The sequence below is a fragment of the Bradyrhizobium sp. GW821-FHT12B03 genome (assembly GCF_058807535.1).
This window is the reverse complement of record NZ_JBXAQU010000025.1, coordinates 34,218-51,700: the sequence shown is the minus strand read 5'-3', so window position 1 is coordinate 51,700 and position 17,483 is coordinate 34,218. Positions and strand designations below refer to the sequence as shown.

General features: G+C 65.2%; 16 protein-coding genes. 7 read left to right on the top strand and 9 right to left on the bottom strand.

Annotated features, from left to right (window positions below; genetic code table 11):
* The first annotated feature begins 26 nt into the window (after positions 1-26).
* Entirely contained in the window at positions 27-758 is a 732-nt protein-coding gene (gene phnF, locus AC1RUR_RS34015) for a phosphonate metabolism transcriptional regulator PhnF (RefSeq protein WP_492852238.1), read from the top strand.
* A 159-nt stretch (positions 759-917) separates the two neighbouring features.
* Here the strand turns inward: phnF and phnE (AC1RUR_RS34010) are convergent, their stop codons facing one another.
* The 4 genes from phnE (AC1RUR_RS34010) to phnC form a co-directional block, all read right to left on the bottom strand.
* Positions 918-1,766: a phosphonate ABC transporter, permease protein PhnE gene (phnE, locus tag AC1RUR_RS34010; RefSeq protein ID WP_492852236.1), complete on the bottom strand. Its 849-nt coding sequence runs from the start codon at positions 1,764-1,766 to the stop codon at positions 918-920.
* A complete protein-coding gene (gene phnE, locus AC1RUR_RS34005; protein WP_492852234.1) occupies positions 1,763-2,647 on the bottom strand; it encodes a phosphonate ABC transporter, permease protein PhnE in 885 nt (294 codons plus the stop codon). Before phnE (AC1RUR_RS34005) ends, phnE (AC1RUR_RS34010) begins: the two co-directional genes overlap by 4 nt.
* Positions 2,648-2,724: 77 nt before the next feature.
* Positions 2,725-3,660, bottom strand: a complete 936-nt coding sequence (phnD, locus tag AC1RUR_RS34000; RefSeq protein WP_492852232.1) for a phosphonate ABC transporter substrate-binding protein — start codon at positions 3,658-3,660, stop codon at positions 2,725-2,727.
* Positions 3,661-3,723: 63 nt separating this feature from the next.
* Positions 3,724-4,533 carry a phosphonate ABC transporter ATP-binding protein gene (gene phnC / locus AC1RUR_RS33995; protein WP_492852230.1) on the bottom strand — a complete coding sequence of 270 codons (810 nt, stop codon included), beginning with the start codon at positions 4,531-4,533 and terminating at the stop codon, positions 3,724-3,726.
* A gap of 184 nt (positions 4,534-4,717) precedes the next feature.
* Here phnC and AC1RUR_RS33990 point away from each other — a divergent pair, with 184 nt between their 5' ends.
* From AC1RUR_RS33990 to AC1RUR_RS33980, 3 genes are read left to right on the top strand one after another with little or no spacing between them, the layout of a single operon-like run.
* Positions 4,718-5,380, top strand: a complete 663-nt coding sequence (locus AC1RUR_RS33990) for a transferase hexapeptide repeat family protein (protein ID WP_492852228.1) — start codon at positions 4,718-4,720, stop codon at positions 5,378-5,380.
* Entirely contained in the window at positions 5,377-6,570 is a 1,194-nt protein-coding gene (locus AC1RUR_RS33985; protein WP_492852226.1) for an alpha-D-ribose 1-methylphosphonate 5-triphosphate diphosphatase, read from the top strand. Before AC1RUR_RS33990 ends, AC1RUR_RS33985 begins: the two co-directional genes overlap by 4 nt.
* Before the next feature lie 18 nt (positions 6,571-6,588).
* Positions 6,589-7,287: a DUF1045 domain-containing protein gene (locus AC1RUR_RS33980; protein WP_492852224.1), complete on the top strand. Its 699-nt coding sequence runs from the start codon at positions 6,589-6,591 to the stop codon at positions 7,285-7,287.
* 178 nt (positions 7,288-7,465) lie between these two features.
* Here AC1RUR_RS33980 and AC1RUR_RS33975 read toward each other — a convergent pair whose 3' ends face one another.
* From AC1RUR_RS33975 to AC1RUR_RS33955, 5 genes are all read right to left on the bottom strand, one after another.
* Complete coding sequence (locus AC1RUR_RS33975) at positions 7,466-8,407, bottom strand: dihydrodipicolinate synthase family protein (protein ID WP_492852222.1); 942 nt, start codon at positions 8,405-8,407, stop codon at positions 7,466-7,468.
* A gap of 126 nt (positions 8,408-8,533) precedes the next feature.
* A complete protein-coding gene (locus AC1RUR_RS33970) occupies positions 8,534-10,615 on the bottom strand; it encodes a methyl-accepting chemotaxis protein (protein WP_492852220.1) in 2,082 nt (693 codons plus the stop codon).
* Positions 10,616-10,740: 125 nt separating this feature from the next.
* A complete protein-coding gene (locus AC1RUR_RS33965; RefSeq protein WP_492852218.1) occupies positions 10,741-11,511 on the bottom strand; it encodes an enoyl-CoA hydratase in 771 nt (256 codons plus the stop codon).
* 11 nt (positions 11,512-11,522) lie between these two features.
* Positions 11,523-12,005, bottom strand: a complete 483-nt coding sequence (locus AC1RUR_RS33960; protein WP_492852216.1) for a MarR family winged helix-turn-helix transcriptional regulator — start codon at positions 12,003-12,005, stop codon at positions 11,523-11,525.
* Positions 12,006-12,050: 45 nt separating this feature from the next.
* The gene (locus AC1RUR_RS33955; protein ID WP_492852214.1) at positions 12,051-12,659 is read right to left on the bottom strand and encodes a TetR/AcrR family transcriptional regulator; all 609 of its coding nucleotides are present in this window, start codon (positions 12,657-12,659) and stop codon (positions 12,051-12,053) included.
* A gap of 157 nt (positions 12,660-12,816) precedes the next feature.
* On the opposite strand from AC1RUR_RS33955, the gene AC1RUR_RS33950 reads away from it, so the two are divergent.
* From AC1RUR_RS33950 to AC1RUR_RS33940, 3 genes are all read left to right on the top strand, one after another.
* Positions 12,817-14,064, top strand: coding sequence for an HlyD family secretion protein (locus tag AC1RUR_RS33950; RefSeq protein WP_492852212.1), 1,248 nt, complete (start codon positions 12,817-12,819; stop codon positions 14,062-14,064).
* A complete protein-coding gene (locus AC1RUR_RS33945) occupies positions 14,012-15,625 on the top strand; it encodes an MDR family MFS transporter (protein WP_492852210.1) in 1,614 nt (537 codons plus the stop codon). Before AC1RUR_RS33950 ends, AC1RUR_RS33945 begins: the two co-directional genes overlap by 53 nt.
* A gap of 111 nt (positions 15,626-15,736) precedes the next feature.
* Positions 15,737-17,455, top strand: a complete 1,719-nt coding sequence (locus AC1RUR_RS33940) for an ATP-dependent Clp protease adaptor ClpS (RefSeq protein WP_492852363.1) — start codon at positions 15,737-15,739, stop codon at positions 17,453-17,455.
* The last annotated feature ends 28 nt before the right edge of the window (positions 17,456-17,483 follow it).

Genomic DNA, 17,483 nt, shown 5'->3' with positions numbered 1-17,483 from the left:
GATTTCCGGAGTAGGTTGCCGGCGATATGAGCATGCAGGACACCGCCTCCTCGGGCGTCGCGCTGTGGCGCCTCGTTGCCGACGGCATCGAGCGCGGCATCGCCGACGGCCGCTTTGCCGCCGGCGACAAATTGCCGGGCGAGATGGAAATCGCCGAAACCTATCGGGTGAACCGCCATACCGTGCGGCGCGCGCTGGCAGCGCTTGCCGAGCGCGGCATCGTGCGTGCCGAGCGCGGCAGCGGAACCTATGTCGAGGCGCAGCGCCTCGCTTATCCCTTGCGCTCGCGCACGCGGTTCTCCGAGATCGTCGGCGCGGATGGCCGCGAACCGCATGGCCGGCTGATCGAGGCGTCCGATGACGTCGCGACCCGTGAGCTCGCGCGCGAGCTGCGGCTGAAGGCCGGCGCGCCGCTGGTGCGGATCGAGGCGATCCGCCTCGCCGACCGCACGCCGATCTGCGTCTCCACCACCTGGCTGTCGGCGGAGTTGTTTCCCGGTGCCGGCGACGTGTTTGCCGCGACGCGCTCGATGACGAAGCTGCTCGGGCATTATGGTGTCCGCGACTATCGCCGCGGCGCGACCCGGATCACCGCCGGCATCGTCGACGCAACCGACGCCGCGCGGCTCGATCTGCCGCTGGGACGGCCGATTCTGGTGGTCGATGCGACCGATCACGATCTCGACGGTAGGCCGCTGATGACGAAGCACTCGCGGTTTGCAGCCGAGCGTGTGGAGTTTCTGGTGGAGAACGGGTGAGCGGGCGACCACGCAGGGCTCGTAGGGTGGGCAAAGGCGCACTTGCGCCGTGCCCACCATCTCACCGAGATATCTAAACAGCAGTGGTGGGCACGCTTCCGCCTTCGCTCTTCGAGCTACGGCGGACAAGTCGCTTTACCCACCCTACGGCAGTTGCGATCAGGCGACAGCCCGCCTTCCAATAATGGCAAACCGCAGCTTGCCGGAAACAAAATCGATCGCGGCGACCGCGACCAAAATCATCAGGATCAGGAACGACACCCGCTGCCATTCCAGCACGCGGATCTGCTCGGCGAGTTGGAGGCCGATGCCGCCGGCGCCGACGATGCCGATGATGGTGGCCGAGCGCGTGTTGGACTCGATGAAATAGAGCACCTGGCCGGCGATCACGGGCAGGACCTGCGGCAGCAGGCCGAAGCGGATTTCATGCAGCGGGCTGCCGCCGGAGGCGCGAATGCCCTCGACCTGCTTCTGGTCGGCGCCCTCGATCGCCTCCGAGAACAGCTTGCCGAAGGCACCGAAATCCGACACGGCGATGGCGAGCACCCCGGCGAACGGCCCGAGCCCGACGACGTTGATCCACACCAGCGCCCAGATCAGCGTGTCGACGCCGCGGATCGAATCGAGGAAGCGCCTGATGGGAAAGCGCAGGATCTGCGAGGGGATGACGTTGCGCGCGGCCAGCAGGCTGACCGGAAGCGCGAACACCGCCGCCAGCGTCGTGCCGAGCAGCGCGATCGACAGCGTCTCGCCGAGCGCCTTCAGATAGACCGGCAGCGAGGTGCCGGGATCCGGTGGAATCATCATCATGCTGATCCAGCCGAGCTGGCTGAGGCCGGCGACGAAGCGCGACGGCGAGAAATCGAGATCGACGAGGCCGTAGACCAGGATCGCGAGCGCCGCGGCGATCGTCGCCGGCATCGCGAGCCGCGCCGAGGCGGGTCGGTTGAACACTTCGGGGTAGCGCGCGCGAAGCTGCGCCGTATCGACGTCCTGCAGCCGCGTCACGTCCGCGCCTCCTTGCCGAACAGGCGGCCGCGCAGCCAGCCGGTGCTGATGTCGATGATGAAGACGGTGACGATGATGGTGAGCAGGATGGCGCTGACGTCGGAGTAATAGAATTTTCGAATGGCGACGACGAGCTCCTGGCCGATGCCGCCGGCGCCGACGAAGCCCATCACCGAGGCTTCGCGGACGTTGATCTCGAAGCGCAGCAGCGCGTAGCTGGCATAGCCCGCGGTCACCTGCGGCAGGACGGCAAAGCGCATGCAGGCGAGCCAGCTCGCGCCGGTCGAGCGGATGCCTTCGACCGGCTTCATGTCGGCATTCTCGACGATCTCCGAGAACAGCTTTCCGAGCGCGCCGGTGGAATGGATCGCGATCGCCAGCACGCCGGCCATCGGCCCGAGCCCGAAAGCGATGACGAAGATCAGCGCGAAGACGATGCCCGGAACGGTGCGGGCGAATTCGAGCAGGCGCCGCACGGTGAAGCGCAGCCAGGGCGCGGGCGAGGTATTTTCCGCCGCGAAGAAGTTCAGGACAAAGGCGAGGACCGCGCCGATCAGCGTGCCGACATAGGAGATCAGCAGCGTCTCACCCAGCATCTTCAGCCATTTGCGCCAGCCCCACAGCCACTCGCCGACATCGGTCCAGACCCGCTGGCCGTTGTCGAGCGTGAGGATGCGATCGAAATAGCTGATGAAGTTGCCGAAATAGGTGAACAGCGTGCGCAAATTCACTTCGGCGCCGATCGCGGCAAGAACCAGCGCCGCCGCGAATATCGCAACTGATAACAGCAGGCGCAGCCGCTTGCGCGCGACCGCTTTGTCATAAGCGGCGTTCAGCGCGGCCAATTGCTGCTCGGGAAGGATCGAAACCGCGACGGTCATCTGGTCAGGAGAAGTGGCCGGTCATAAAGAGAAAGAGCCGGGTCCATCGACCCGGCTCCAGTGACGTCGCCCTGAGATCAGGACGCCTTCTTTTTGCGCAGCGCGTCGACGAACTTGATCAGCTCGATCGTGCCATCCCAGTCCTTGGTGGTGGCGTGATTAAAACCCTTCTTCTGGCCGTCCTGGAGGCGATCGAATGCCGCCTTGTCCTTGGCCGGCGCGTCGAAGAAGGCCTTCGCGATGGCCGCCTTGGCGTCGTCCGGCAGGTCGGAGTTGTAGGCGTAGGGACCGTTGATGATCGGTGCCGACTTGTGGATGATGCGGAAGTCGTCCTTCTTCATCGCCGAGCCGTCGGCATTCTTCAGCATGCCCTTGGTCAGCATCTGCGCCAGCGTCGAATCGTCGTCGGTGGTCCACTGGTTGGCCGCGACGTCGACCGTGCCCTGCGCCAGCGCCAGCATCGCGTTCTCGTGGCTGCCGGTGAAGACGACCTTGCTGAAATAGCCGTCGGCATCGGGGATGCCCATCTTGTCGAGCTCGAAGCGCGGCACGTTGTTGCCGGACGTCGAGTTGGGATCGACCAGGCCGAGGTTCTTGCCCTTGAGGTCGTCGATCTTCTTGTAGGCGCTGTTCGCCTTGACGAAGAACACCGAATAATAGCCGGTCGAGCCGTCGGCATTGATGTCGTTGGCGAAGGCGTCGGTCTTGACGCCGGTCAGGCGGGCGCGGGCAAACGACGCCGAGCCGTAGCTGGCGATGTGGATGTTGCCGGCGCGCTGGCCTTCGATGACGGCGGCGTAGTCGTTGGCGATGCGCAGCGTGACCTTCACGCCCAATTCCTTGGAGAGATAGCTCATGAACGGTGCCCAGCGCTCGGTGACGCCCGAGGCGTTCTCGGCCGGAACGACCGCAAAGGTCAGCTCGGGATATTTGGTTTTCCAGTCTTCGGCGAAAGCCGACGAGGTGAACGCGAGCGCGGCGGCGCCGGCGAGAACTAATCTGCGAGTAATCATGATACCCTCTTCATCGGTTGGGGTCGGTTGACGCAAAACTGGCAACAAAACAGATGGCCGCGCTCAGGCGGCGGCCGCCGTTCCGAGCGCCGGAATGCCCTCGGGCGCGGGGACAGGCGTTCCGCCCATCACGTCGGTGGCTTCGAGATCGTAGAGCTCGCGCGCGACACGATCGGTCAACTCGGCCGGCGCGCCGTCGAACACCACGCGGCCCTGCGCCATGCCGATCAGGCGATCGCAATAGCTGCGCGCCAGGTCGAGCGAATGCAGGTTACAGAGCACGGTGATGCCGAAATGCTTGTTGATGCGCAGCAGCGCGTCCATGACGATCTTGGTGTTGCGCGGGTCGAGCGAGGCGATCGGCTCGTCGGCGAGAATGATGTCGGGCTGCTGCACCAGCGCACGCGCGATCGCGACGCGCTGCTGCTGGCCGCCGGAGAGCTGGTCGGCGCGCTGGGCGGCGAGCGCTGCGATGTCGAACTGCTCGAGCGCGGACATCGCCAGCGCCTTGTCCTGCTCGGGCCAGACCTGCGACAGCGAGCGCCAGGCCGGCATCGTCGCAAGACGCCCCATCAGGACATTGGTGAGAACGTCGAGCCGGCCGACCAGATTGAACTGCTGAAAGATCATGGCCGAGCGCGCGCGCCACTGCCGCAATTCCCTGCCGCGCAGCGCGGTAACGTCGAGGCCGTCGAACAGGATGCGGCCCTGCGTCGGCGTCGCGAGGCGGTTGATCATGCGCAGCATGGTCGACTTACCGGCGCCGGAGCGCCCGATCACACCGACGAAGCCGCCGGGGGAGATTTGAAAAGAAGCGTCGTCCACCGCGGCTTTTGCGCCAAAGCGGCACGTCAGACCTTCAACCACCAGCATGCAGGGCTCCAGAGTAGCTGGGACCCACCGCTAACGCCGACGCTTGACACTTGTGTGACAAGCTCGCTGCGGTGCGGCGATCCAACACACCTCGTCCCCTGCTCATCCCCTGTCATCGCCGCGTCATGATGATGTCATCAAGCCGCTCGAAGAGGAGCGCCTGCCCTCACGCTTCGGATGCAACATGGCCGCCAAAATTCTTTCGGTCCAGCCGACCATAGATCCCTCGGCCAAGCTGCATGAGACCAGGCTCGGCGCCTATACCGAGGTCGGTGCGCGCACGATCTTGCATGAAGTTACGATGGGCGATTACTCCTATGTCGTGAACGATTCACAGATCACCTACGCGACGATCGGGAAGTTCTGCTCGATCGCGGCGATGACGCGCATCAATCCGGGCAATCATCCGATGCAGCGCGCGACGCAGGCGCATTTCACTTATCGTTCGAGTGCCTACTTCCCGGGCGAGAGCGACGACACCGACTTCTTCGACTGGCGGCGCCAGCATCACGTTCATATCGGCCATGACGTCTGGATCGGCCATGGCGCGATCGTGCTGCCGGGCCGCAACATCGGCACCGGCGCGGTGATCGCGGCCGGCGCCATCGTCACCAAGGACGTGCCGGCCTACAGCATCGTCGCCGGCAATCCGGCGCGCATCGTGCGGCGGCGTTTCTCCGAAGAGGTCGCCGGACGACTTGCAAGGCTCGCCTGGTGGGACTGGGATCACGACAAATTGCGTGAAGCCCTGCCCGATTTCCGCAAGCTCGGGATTGAAGATTTTCTCGCGACATATGAAGCACGGACAGGCTCCCCTCGCAGCAACAAACGAAACGAGGTCGCGTGACAGAGATCTTTCTTGAAGGCGGCCGTGCCCTGATCGGCTCGGAGATCGTCGAGACTTCACTGAGCGTATCAGGAACAGACATTGCGCAGGTCGATGCGTCTCGCGACCGCGCGCGGCTGGCGATCGATGCGCGCAATCTGCTGGTGCTGCCCGGCATCGTCGATCTGCATGGCGATGCCTTCGAGCGGCAGATGATGCCCCGCGCCGGCGTCGACTTCCCGATCGACGTCGCGCTCGCCGACAGCGACCGCCAGGCGATCAGCAACGGCATCACCACCGTGTTCCACGCCACGACCTGTTCGTGGGAGCCGGGCCTGCGCAGCGCCGACAATGCGCGCGGCCTGATGGAAGCGATCGAGCGGCAGCGTCCGCAATTCGCCGCCGACACCCGCTTCCATCTGCGGCACGAGACCTACAATCTCGACGCCGAGGCCGAGATCAGCCAGTGGCTCTCTGAGGGCCGCGTCGACCTGTTCGCCTTCAACGACCACATGGACGGTACCGTCGCCGACATGACCAAGCCGCGCAAGCGCAACCGCATGGTGGAGCGCACCGGCCTGTCGAGCGAAGAGTTCGACAGACTGGTCGCGCATATCGTTTCGCGCGCCGCTGAAGTCCCGGCGTCCGTGTCGCGGCTGGCTGCGGTGGCGCGCACGGCCGAGGTCCGCATGCTCTCGCATGACGACGCCACGCCGACGATGCGCCAGGAGTTCCGCGAGCTGGGCGCCTTGATTGCCGAGTTTCCGATCAACGAGGAGACGGCGCGGGCGGCGGCAAGCCATGGCGATGCCATCGTCTACGGCGCGCCCAACGTCGTGCGCGGCGGCAGCCACACCGGCTGGACCAGGGCGTCCGACATGATCGCCAAGGGGCTCTGCTCGGTGCTGGCCTCGGACTATTACTATCCCGCGCAGCTGCTCGCCGCGTTCCGCCTCGCCGCCGACGGCGTGCTGCCGCTGGCAAAGGCCTGGGATCTGGTCTCCGCCGGACCCGCGCGCGCAACCGGCCTTGCCGATCGCGGCATCCTTGCTACGGGGCGCCGTGCCGATATTCTGCTGGTCGACGACACCGCGCCGCTGCGGCCGCGGCTGATTGCCGTGATATCAGGTGGCAAGCTCGTGCATCTCACCGATGCAACGCGGCTGCTCAGCGCGGCGGCGGCGCCGCGCGAGGCTGTCGTTGCGGCATGAATTGGCTATGCTGACGCGATGACAGGCTTTCCCCGCTACGCGATCTATTTTGCCGCAGGCGGCAACAGCGTCCTCTCCCGCTTCGGCGCCGCACTGCTCGGCTACGACGCCTACACAGGAAACGAAGTGCCGTTTCCGCGTGAAGCTCTGGATGTCGCGCCGGACTGGCGCGATATCAGCGCCGATCCCCGCAAATACGGCTTTCACGGCACGCTGAAGGCGCCGATGGCGCTCGCGCCCGGCAGGACCGAGGCAGAGCTGATCGCTGCCTGCGCCGCGTTCGCCGGCAAGGCGCGGCCTGTCCCGATAATCCGCCCCGTCGTCGATGCCATCAGCGGCTTCATTGCCGTCATCCCGGCCGAACCGGTCGATGCGCTTCGAGAGCTCGCTGCCGATTGCGTCCGCGACTTCGACCCTTTCCGCGCTGCGCTGACCGCCGAAGATCGCGCCCGCCGCAAGCCCGAAAAACTCACCGAACGGCAGCGCGATTATCTCGACCGCTGGGGCTATCCTTACGTCATGGAAGAATTCCGCTTCCACATGACGCTGACGGGGCGGCTGGATGCGGAGCGGCGTGGGCCGATCCTGGAGATGCTGCGGGCGCGGTTTGCGGCGCTCGGTCTCGACACGCTCGCGATCGATCGCATCGCGCTGTTCAGGCAGGATGATGGCAAAGCGAGATTTCGCATTGTCGGCGAGTGGATGCTGGCGAGTTAAGCGAGCGCTGCCCCCTCAATGTCGTCCCGGCGAAGGCCGGCACCCATAGCCACAGGACGTAGTCTGGCGAAGACTCGGAGTTACAAGCTCGCCCCATAACCACTCCCTGGGGTTATGGGTCCCGGCCTTCGCCGGGACGACGACGGAGATGGTTAGTTGGTAGCGAGCAAGCGCCGCCCTACTTCCCCCACCGCAGCGCCAGCGCATCGCGCTCCTTGGCGAGTTCCAAGAGCCCCGCCCGCGTCGCCGGATGCAGCGGCTGCAAGGGATGGCGCACGGCGTCCGATTTGATCACGCCGCCGGCCTGCATCATGACCTTGCAGGCGATCAGGCCGCATTGGCGGTTCTCGTAATTGATCAGCGGCAGCCAGCGCTCATAGGCGGCTTTCGCCTCCTCGCGCTTGCCGGCGAAATAGGGATCGATGATCTGGCGGATGCCGTCGGGATAGCCGCCACCGGTCATGGCGCCGGTGGCGCCGGCGTCGAGATCGGCGAGCAGCGTGATCGCCTCCTCGCCATCCCACGGCCCTTCGATATCCCTGCCGCCCGCCTCGATCAGGCTGCGGAGCTTTGCAGCGGCGCCCGGCACCTCGATCTTGAAATAGCGGACGTTGGAGAACTCGCGTGACAGCCGCGCCAGCAACTCGACCGACAGCGGCGTACCCGCGACCGGCGCATCCTGGATCATGATGGGAATGTCGATCGCGCCGGAGAGCACCTTGAAGAATTCGACGATGCCTTTCTCGGGGACGCGGAACGTCGCGCCGTGATAGGGCGGCATCACCATCACCATGGCGGCACCGGCCGCTTCGGCCTGCTTGCTGCGCGCGGCGCACACGGCCGAGCTGAAATGCGTCGTGGTGACGATGACGGGAACCCGGCCTGCGACATGTTCCAGCACCGCATGCATCACGGTCTCGCGCTCGGCGTCGGTGAGTACGAACTGCTCGGAAAAATTAGCGAGGATGCAGAGGCCGTGCGAGCCGGCGTCGATCATGAAATCGATGCAGCGGCGCTGGCCCTCGAGGTCGAGCTCGCCGCGCTCGTCGAAGATGGTGGGCGCGACCGGGAACACGCCGCGATAGGGGCGCTGGGCCTTGTGGTGTGGCGTGACCGGCATCGAACTCTCCATCCCTGATGTGTCTTACGTCTGTTGCCGCATATTTGCACGGCGCGACAGATGTAGCCGTCGCGCGGACCGGCGGCAATGCCGATCGCGCGACGTCGGGATGGAGAATGCGCGAAGCTACGCGGTCTTCACGGCGCCGAGGAAACCTTCGACCGCGGTGCGGAGACGATCGGCGTCGGCCGACATCTTCTTGACGGACTCCGACAGCACCGTGCCGGCATTGCCGGTCTCCTGGTTGAGCTTGGCGACGCTGCCGATGGTGTCGGTGACTTCGCGCGTGCCTTGGGCTGCCTGCTGGAAGTTGCGCGAGATCTCGGTGGTGGCCGCGCGCTGCTGTTCGACGGCCGCGGCAATCGCGGTCATCTTCTCGTCGATGCCGCCGATCGAACCGCCGATCGAGCGGATGGCGGCGACGGCCTGGCCCGTGGCGGCCTGGATCTCCTCGACCTGGCGCGAGATTTCTTCCGTTGCGGTTGCGGTCTGTGCCGCGAGGTTCTTGACCTCGCCGGCGACCACCGCAAAGCCGCGGCCCGCTTCTCCGGCGCGCGCGGCTTCGATGGTGGCATTCAGCGCCAACAGGTTGGTCTGACCGGCGATCGCATTGATCATCTTCACGACCTCGCCGATGCGGCTCGCGGTCTGGTCGAGGATCTCGACCGTGGCGTTGGTCTGCTCGGCCTGCGCCACGGCTTCGCGCGCCTCACGCGCGCTCGACTGCACCTGCGCGGAAATCTCGCCGACGGACGCGGAAAGCTCCTCGGTCGCGGCCGCGATGGTCTCGAGATTGTTGGTGGCCTGTTCGGCAGAGGAGGCGACCGCCGCGGTCTGGCTGCTGGATTCCGAGACCAACGTGCGCACGTCGGTCGCCGTCGCGTCGAGCTCCCTCGCCGACGCAGCAACGCTCTGAATGACGGCCTGCACGGTGTCGTCGAAGCTGCGGCAGGCGGCATCGACGGTGCCGGAGCGGGCAAGCTGCAGCGCCTGCTGCGATTCACGCTCCTGACCGAGACGCTCCGCCGTCGCCGCACTTTCGCGGAGGCTTTCGAGTGCGGCCGCCATGGTGCCAAACTCGTCGGGATAGCGGGATTGCGGAACCGGCGTCGCATAGTCGCGCGCACCGATGCGGGCGATGGCATCCAGAATGGCGCGCACCGGGCGCATGAGGCGATTGCGTACCACATAGACGCCTGCAAGGGTCACGGCGAGCGCCAGCAGGAACGCGAGCGACTGCACCACCAGATTGGTGAGCGCCTTTTCCTGAACGGTCTCCGCGCGTGCGATCGACTGGTCCAGGGCCTTGTTCGCGACCGCGACGATGGACGCGAACGGCGACTGGCACAGCACGTTCCACTCCGAAGCAGCCATCGCGGGCTTGCCGCTGCCGTCAAAATTCTTGGTGAGATCGCCGATCTGCTTGAGGACGCCGTCGGTCTTGGCGCGCGCGTCCTTCGCGGCATTGACCATCTCAGCAGCCACGTCAGGCGCGGCCAGCAATTCGCCCATGCCGGCCCAACCGGCGGCGATGGAGCCGTTCCAGCTTGCAATGGTCTGCTTCTGGGTCTCGTCGAGCGGCTTGCTGGCGTTGACGTTCGGACGCAAGGTCGAGCACTGGATGCCGTAGCGGTCGCGCACCTGCCAGGCGAAGCGGCGGACCTGGATCATGCGGGCGATGAAGGGATCGTTCATCCAGGCACGATTCGACACCGCGGTCGACGCCAGATTGGCGGTGTCGATGACCTTGGTGACGGCATCGTACCAGGCATTGGTACGCTCCATCTTGCGATCGGCGCGCGGAAGCTTGGCCTCGTCATAGAACAATTGGAACTGCGGCGCGGCTTCGTTCCAGCGCTGCTTCAGCGTATTCGCAAGCTCGTCGCGCCGGTCGAATTCGATCGTGGAGAGCGCCGAGGTAATGGATTCATAGCCGGCCTGTTCGGCCTTCTCGGCGGCACCGAGCTTGGTGCGCGGCTCATCCTCGCCGAGCAGCGCGCTCTGGGCATCGCCGCGATTGTTGCGCAGCGACAGCACGCCATGGAAGATCGTCTTGTCGGCGGCGGCAAGTCGCGCGGTTTCAAGACTGTCGCTGTAGCGGCCGAAGGCCCCGACCATCTGGATCGCCGTGGAGGCCAGCGCGCCGGCCGCCAGCAGGGCCATCAAGGTCAGGAGAAGCGAGCTTACCGATTTCTTAAACATTACCATGGGGTCAAGGGGCCTACTCTGCACGAGAGGCCACCTTGCCCTGTGACATGCCAAGGATCGGTTAAGGTTTTAGTCAAATTGCCGGGAACTCACGGCCTGCCAAGGCTTTGAGCGGACTGCGGATGTCACGCAACCCTGGTGAAATCCGGCGGGCGGCGTTCTGCAAACGCCGTAAACGCCTCGCGCGCTTCCGCCGTGCGCAGGCGCTGGGCAAATTGCTCGCCTTCGGCCTGCATCTGCGCGACCAGCGCCTCGCCATTACGCATCAGCTTCTTGGTGGCGGTGAGCGCGCCGGCCGGCTGGCGAGCCAGCCGCTGCGCCAGCGCAAGGGCCTCGGCGTCGAGCTCGTCGAGCGGCACGACGCGGTTGGCGAGGCCCCATTCCAGCGCGGATTTGGCCGGCACGATCTCACCGAGCGCGAACATCTCGTAGGCGCGGGCATAGCCGATGCGCGCCGGCATCAACAGGCTGGAAGCGGCTTCCGGCACCAAGGCGAGGCTGACGAAGGGCGTCGAGAGCTGGGCGTTGTCGGCGAGCACGACGAGGTCGCAATGCAGCAGCATCGTCGTGCCGACGCCGACGGCACGGCCCTGCACCGCCGCCACCAGCGGCCGGGTGCAGCGCGCCAGCGACTGGATGAAGCGTATGACGTTACGGCTTCCTTCCGACTTGCCGCTCGCGACGGCTGCGAACTCGCCGACATCGTTGCCGGCGGTGAACATGTCGCCCTCGCCGCGGATCAGGATCACGCGGGCAGACGGATCGAGCTCGGCGGATTCGATGCTGTCGGCGAGCTTGCCGTACATCGCATCGGTCAGCGCGTTCTTCTTGTCGGGGCGCGCCAGCGTAAGCGTCAGAATTCCACCGTTGTTCTCGATCCGGACATGCTCGGTCATTGCTCTGCTCCCTATTGTTCGTCTGAGGGTCTCGAATCTGAAAGTCTTGAATCAGAAAGTCTTGGAAACTTGTCCTGAATGCTCGTCAGCCAGCGCGCGACGATGTCGATCTCCGCGCTGGTAAAGCCGTCCGTCAGCGCCGCGTTGATCTCCGCGGCCGAGATTTTCGCCTGCGCCAGCGCGCTACGCCCCTTCGGCGTCAGCCACACCCGCCAGGCGCGCCCGTCCTCGCGATCGGCCCGCCGCTCGATCAGCCTTGCGGCGGCGGTGCGGTCGACGAGGCCGGAAATGCCGGCCGGCCCCATATCCAGCGCCGCGCCCGCCTCTCCCATCAGAACGCCATCCTGCCGACCGAGGATGAACAACAGCCCGGCCTGCGCCGGTGTCACCTCGCTCTCGGGCTGCGCCGCCATCCAGCGCTGCAACCGGCGTTGTGCGGCGCTCAGCAGGTAGATCAGCCGGTGATGCCTCGCTGCGGGGGCATTATTTCGCATGCGAAGTATCTAGTCTAACGGAAGCGGTTTGTCAAAGGACGGTGGCTAGGTCGATGTGCCGCGGCAGCCGTCCAGGAACAGGGCCGCGCAGGTCTGCACGCGACGCTCGATCTGCTTGCGCGTCGGTAGCGGCATGCCGCCATAGATCGCCGCACGTTGCGGCGCCGATGCGACCATGCCGATCAGCATGCCGGCAACTTCCTCCGCATCGTCGATCACGATGCGCTTGCGCCTGACTTGGACGCGCAGCCAGCCGGCGAGTGCCGTCACGGTGCGGGAGATGCCGTTGTTGTAGAAGTTCGCGGCAAGCTCGGGGAATGCGGCGGACTCCTGCAGCACCATGCGCTGCAACGCGACGACCTCCGGATCGAGCCCAAGATCGGCGCAAGCCATCAATGCGGCGCGCAGGCCCGTCTCGATATCGACGTCGTCACTACCTTGCAGATCGACCGCGGAGAGCAGCCGCTCGAGCCTGTCGGCACACATCGCCTCGAACAACGCGGCCTTACCCGGGAACAGACGATAGAGCGTCTTGGTCGAGATGCCGGCGCGGCGCGCCAGCTCTTCGGTGCTGGTCGCGGCAAAGCCCTCGCCGGCAAAGGCGTGCCGCGCGGTTTCGAGGACGATCCGCTTCGTCTCCTCGTCGCTGCGCACCGGCGGCCGCCCGCGCGGACGGCATTCCGCCGAAGATCCTGCACTTTCCGATTTCGCCCGAGCCATGACTTTAAATGATGCCTGTCATTCCATTGACAATTCCAAAGCTAATCACATTTTGGAAATTATCAAGTTTCCTAATTCAGGGGAGCCGGCCATGACCGTCCACACCACCCCATCCGCAGCCGCCCAGACCGCCGTTGCAGCAACCGCGCTGGAAGGCGTCCTGCCCGCGGCCCCGGCCCGGGTCAGCCGGCAAAAACTCAATCTTCGCAAGCTGTTGCTGATGGGGGCTGCGGCCGTCGTGCTGGCTGGCGCGAGCTGGTACGGCTACGATTACTGGACCGTCGGGCAGTACCTCGTCTCCACCGATGACGCCTATGTGAAGGCCGACAACACCACCATCGCGCCGAAGGTCAGCGGCTATCTCAACCGGGTGCTGGTCGCAGATAACGAGCATGTGAAAGCCGGCCAGGTGCTGGCTGGGATCGACGACCGCGATTTCCGCGTCGCGCTCGACCAGGCCAGGGCCGATGTCGCTGCCGCAAATGCCACGGTGGCCAGCAAGCAGGCGCAGCTCGAGGTTCAGCAGGCGGTGATCGCCGCGGCCAAGGCGACCATCGACGTCGACACCGCCGCGAAGACCTTCGCAAGCCAGGAGAACGCGCGCTACACCAACCTTGCCGCAACCGGTTATGGCAGCGTGCAGAATGCGCAGCAGGCGCAGGCGCGCGACGCCGGCGCGGACGCCGCGATCGCACGCGACAACGCCAACCTCATCTCCGCACAGAAGCAGGTCGACCTCCTGAAGGCCGAGATCGTGCAAGCCAAGGCCGCCGCCGCGCGCGCCGCGGCGATCCAGCAGCAGGCAGAGCTCAATCTCGGCTACACCACGATCGTCTCGCCGATCGACGGCGTCGTCGGCAACCGCTCCTTGCGCATTGGCCAGTTCGTGCAGGCGGGCACGCAGCTGATGTCGATCGTGCCGGCCGAGGGCGCCTATGTCGTCGCCAATTTCAAGGAGACGCAGCTCACCCACGTGCAGGCCGGACAGGCCGTCGACATCGAGGTCGACATGTTCCCGGGCCAGATCGTGCACGGCCGCGTCGATTCCATCGCGCCGGCCAGCGGCCAGGAATTCGCGCTGCTGCCGCCCGACAACGCCACCGGCAATTTCACCAAGGTGGTGCAGCGCATCCCGGTCAAGATCGCACTCGATGCCGCGCATGGACCTGCGATCGCGCTGCGGCCCGGCATGTCCGTGATCCCGACCATTGCAACACGTTCGGCCGCACCTGCCGCGAATGCGGCCGTGACGCCCAAAGCGAAGCTCGTCTCCGGAGGATCGTGCCATGTCAAACAGCCTGTCACTTTCGACGTCAGCAACACCGGCCGCGACGCCTGAGCGCGCCGCCAGCGATCCCAACCAGGCGAGCCTCGCGACCTGGATCGCCGTGCTCGCGGCCATGATCGGCTCGTTCATGGCGATCCTGAACATCCAGATCACCAACGCCTCGCTGCTCAACATCGAGGGCGGCATCGGCACCGGTGCCGACAACGGCTCCTGGATCTCGACGTCCTATCTGATCGGCGAGATCATCGTGATCCCGCTGACCGATTACCTCAGCCGCGTGTTCTCGTTCCGCCGCTACATGCTGGCGAGCGCGACGCTGTTCGCTGCGTTCTCGGTCGCCTGCGCCTTCACCCATGATCTGCCGTCGATGATCGCGATGCGCGGCCTGCAAGGCTTTGCCGGCGGCGTGCTGATCCCGATGGCGTTCACGTTGGTGCTGACCAAGCTGCCGAAGCCGCAGCAGCCGGTGGGGCTCGCGATCTTTGCACTGTCCGTGACGTTTGCCCCCGCGATCGGCCCGACCATCGGCGGCTATCTCACCGAGACCTACGGCTGGCGCACGATCTTTTTCGTCAACGTGATCCCGACCGCCGCCATGGTGGCCGCGCTTTACCTCACGCTGGAGAAACAGAAGATGCAGCTCGGCCTTTTGAAGGAGGGCGACTGGGCCGGCATCTTCACCATGGCGATCGGGCTGTCGGCGCTTCAGGCCGTGCTCGAGGAAGGCAACAAGGACGACTGGTTCTCCTCGCCCTTCATCGTCAAGCTGGCCGTCATCGCGGCCGTCAGCCTGACGCTGTTCGTCGCGATCGAGCTCAGAATCGAGAAGCCCTTGATCCGCTTGCGCCTGCTGACGCAGCGCAATTTCGGCTTCGGCACCGTCGCGATGACCATGGTCGGCTTTGCGCTGTTCGGCTCTGTCTACATCCTGCCCGCCTATCTCGGCCAGGCCCAGGGCTACAACGCCGAGCAGATCGGCAACGTGCTGGCCTGGACCGGCCTGCCGCAACTCGTGCTGATCCCGCTGATCCCGAAGCTGATGCAGCGCTTCGACACGCGGTATATCGCCATCACCGGCCTGCTGATCTTCGCCTATAGCTGCTTCATGAACACGGCGATGTCACCGGACTATGCCGGCGACCAGCTCTGGATCCCGAACATCGTCCGCGCCGTGGGACAGGCCATGGTGCTGACACCGCTGACCTCGGTGCTGTCAGGCGGCATCGCGCCGCAGGACGCGGCCGCGGCCTCCGGCATCAGCAACATGTTCCGCAACCTCGGCGGCGCCATCGGCACGGCAACGCTTGCGACCATCATGACCAAGCGCGAGCAGTTCCACTCCAACATCATCGGCCAGTCGGTCACGCTCGGCCGCGAGGAGGTCCGCAGCCGCATCGCGCAGATGACGGACTACTTCATCGCGCACGGCGTGCCCGACCCCAACGCCGCGCGCGAGCAGGCCATCATCGCGCTCGGCAAGACGGTGAAACGCCAGGCGCTGGTGATGGGCTATTCCGACACCTTCGCGGTGATCGGCGCAGTGCTGGTGCTCGCCGCGATCGCGGTGCTGCTGACGCGGCGGGTGAGGGCGGCGAGCGGGCCGGCGCATTAGGATCTCGCCCATCGATTGAAATTTGTCGCAGCCGTCACGCTTGACGGCCGCGTTCTTTTATGTTCCTTATTTGTTCTATTCAATCATAGATTGTTCCGGAGACCTTTCGTGATGAATAGTATGCGTAGCGAAAACCAGCCGGCTCAGCTCGTCATTCATAATGACGACGATACGCCGGACCAATTCGTGGTGGATCTGCTCCGTCAGGTTTTCGGCAAATCGGAGCGTGAAGCGACCGCGCTGATCACTCAGATCGAGCAGAAGGAAAAGGCAGTTTGCGGACCTTATCCGCAATCCGTCGCCGAAGCCCTTTTCAAATCTGCGCAACAATCCATCGGCTCGGCCGGCCACCGATTGCAGGTCACGCTTGAGGCGATCAAGACGTCTTGCGAACTCTGTGGCAAGCCCGAGGGACAGACGGCCGTTCGGATTGGCAATCGCACCGTCTGGCTGTGCAGCGAATGCATGCGTGCATCGGACGAGCCCCCAAGCGGACAGGAAGAAGATTTCGACTTTGCTTGCGACGTTCTGGATTGGCACTTTGCCAGCACCTCACGCAGCAAACTCGTGACCACGATCCGCCAATTTCCCGGCCACATGCGGGTCGATGTCCAGGCAGCGGTCGATCGGCTCTTCGGCAAGGCCATCCGGTTGTTCGGACTGAACGAAGAGCAGCGCTACGAAACGCTGTCGATTTCGCGGCTCCTCAAGGAGGGCCGCTATGCGGTCGCGATTGCCCCGCTGCAGTATTCCGACGTCGACGTCGGCGAGAAGAGCCCGGTCAAGTGTCTGGATAACGGACTATGGCTGTGCGAGCAGGATGGTCTCCGCTATGCGGTTCTGCTGTGCGCACACCGTGAGTACAGCCGCGAGCCCGGAATTCGGATCGAGATCCTGGTGCCGTCAGGCACCGCGGGCGCAGCGCTCGTCCAGCAATGCTTCGGTGAACTGGAAGAGGCCGTGCAAACCGCGCGGACCTATCGCGGCAGGATCCTGTCGCTCGATGCCGACTCCGACTATCGCGGACGCTCGCGCGGCATCACCGTGCATCGATTGCCTGAAGTCGCGCGCAACGAGGTGATCCTGCCGGAGCAGACCCTGCGGCTGCTCGATCGCAACGTGCTGAATTTCGTGGGCATTCGCGATCAATTGCGGCGGCTTGGCCAGTCGACCCGCAAGGGCATCTTGCTTTACGGACCGCCCGGAACCGGCAAGACCCACACGATCCGCTATCTTGCAACACATTTGCCCGGGCATACGACGCTGATCATCACCGCCGAGCAAATCGGCCTGCTCGGCGCCTATATGAGCCTGGCACGGCTGCTGCAACCGTCGATGGTCGTGATCGAGGATGTCGATCTCATCGCCCGCGACCGGGACGACATGGGGCCGTGCGAAGAATCCATGCTGAACAAGTTGCTCAACGAAATGGACGGGCTGAAAGCGGATGCGGACATCCTGTTCGTGCTGACCACCAACCGGCCGGAGGACCTCGAAGGCGCCCTCGCCGGCCGCCCCGGCCGCATCGATCAGGCCATCGAAGTGCCCCTTCCTGATGAAACCGGCCGCGGCAAGCTGGTTCGGCTCTACGGCAAGGGATTGCCGATCGAGGACGCCGTCGTCGCGGAGGCTGCGCGACGCAGCGAGGGCACAAGCTGCGCGTTCATCAAGGAATTGATGCGACGGCTGGCGCAGGCCAGCCTCGCGCGCGACGGGGGCAATTCCGTCGTGTCAGCCGACATCGACGAGGCGCTCGACGACATGCTGTTCTCCGGCGGCCGGCTCAATGCGCGGTTGCTTGGCGGCGCACAGGCGATGGCGGCGGGGTAAACCCACCACCACGGCGCCCTGCTCGCAT

Bases quoted from the DNA above. Each gene is read 5' to 3' on its own strand.
- AC1RUR_RS33980 (WP_492852224.1), top strand. From the start codon at position 6,589: ATGACAGGCTTTCCCCGCTACGCGATCTATTTTGCCGCAGGCGGCAAC.
- AC1RUR_RS33990 (WP_492852228.1), top strand. From the start codon at position 4,718: ATGGCCGCCAAAATTCTTTCGGTCCAGCCGACCATAGATCCCTCGGCC.
- phnF (WP_492852238.1), top strand. From the start codon at position 27: ATGAGCATGCAGGACACCGCCTCCTCGGGCGTCGCGCTGTGGCGCCTC.
- AC1RUR_RS33975 (WP_492852222.1), bottom strand. From the start codon at position 8,407: ATGCCGGTCACGCCACACCACAAGGCCCAGCGCCCCTATCGCGGCGTG.
- AC1RUR_RS33940 (WP_492852363.1), top strand. From the start codon at position 15,737: ATGAATAGTATGCGTAGCGAAAACCAGCCGGCTCAGCTCGTCATTCAT.
- AC1RUR_RS33945 (WP_492852210.1), top strand. From the start codon at position 14,012: ATGTCAAACAGCCTGTCACTTTCGACGTCAGCAACACCGGCCGCGACG.
- phnC (WP_492852230.1), bottom strand. From the start codon at position 4,533: ATGCTGGTGGTTGAAGGTCTGACGTGCCGCTTTGGCGCAAAAGCCGCG.
- AC1RUR_RS33970 (WP_492852220.1), bottom strand. From the start codon at position 10,615: ATGGTAATGTTTAAGAAATCGGTAAGCTCGCTTCTCCTGACCTTGATG.
- phnD (WP_492852232.1), bottom strand. From the start codon at position 3,660: ATGATTACTCGCAGATTAGTTCTCGCCGGCGCCGCCGCGCTCGCGTTC.
- phnE (WP_492852234.1), bottom strand. From the start codon at position 2,647: ATGACCGTCGCGGTTTCGATCCTTCCCGAGCAGCAATTGGCCGCGCTG.
- AC1RUR_RS33950 (WP_492852212.1), top strand. From the start codon at position 12,817: ATGACCGTCCACACCACCCCATCCGCAGCCGCCCAGACCGCCGTTGCA.
- AC1RUR_RS33965 (WP_492852218.1), bottom strand. From the start codon at position 11,511: ATGACCGAGCATGTCCGGATCGAGAACAACGGTGGAATTCTGACGCTT.
- AC1RUR_RS33960 (WP_492852216.1), bottom strand. From the start codon at position 12,005: ATGCGAAATAATGCCCCCGCAGCGAGGCATCACCGGCTGATCTACCTG.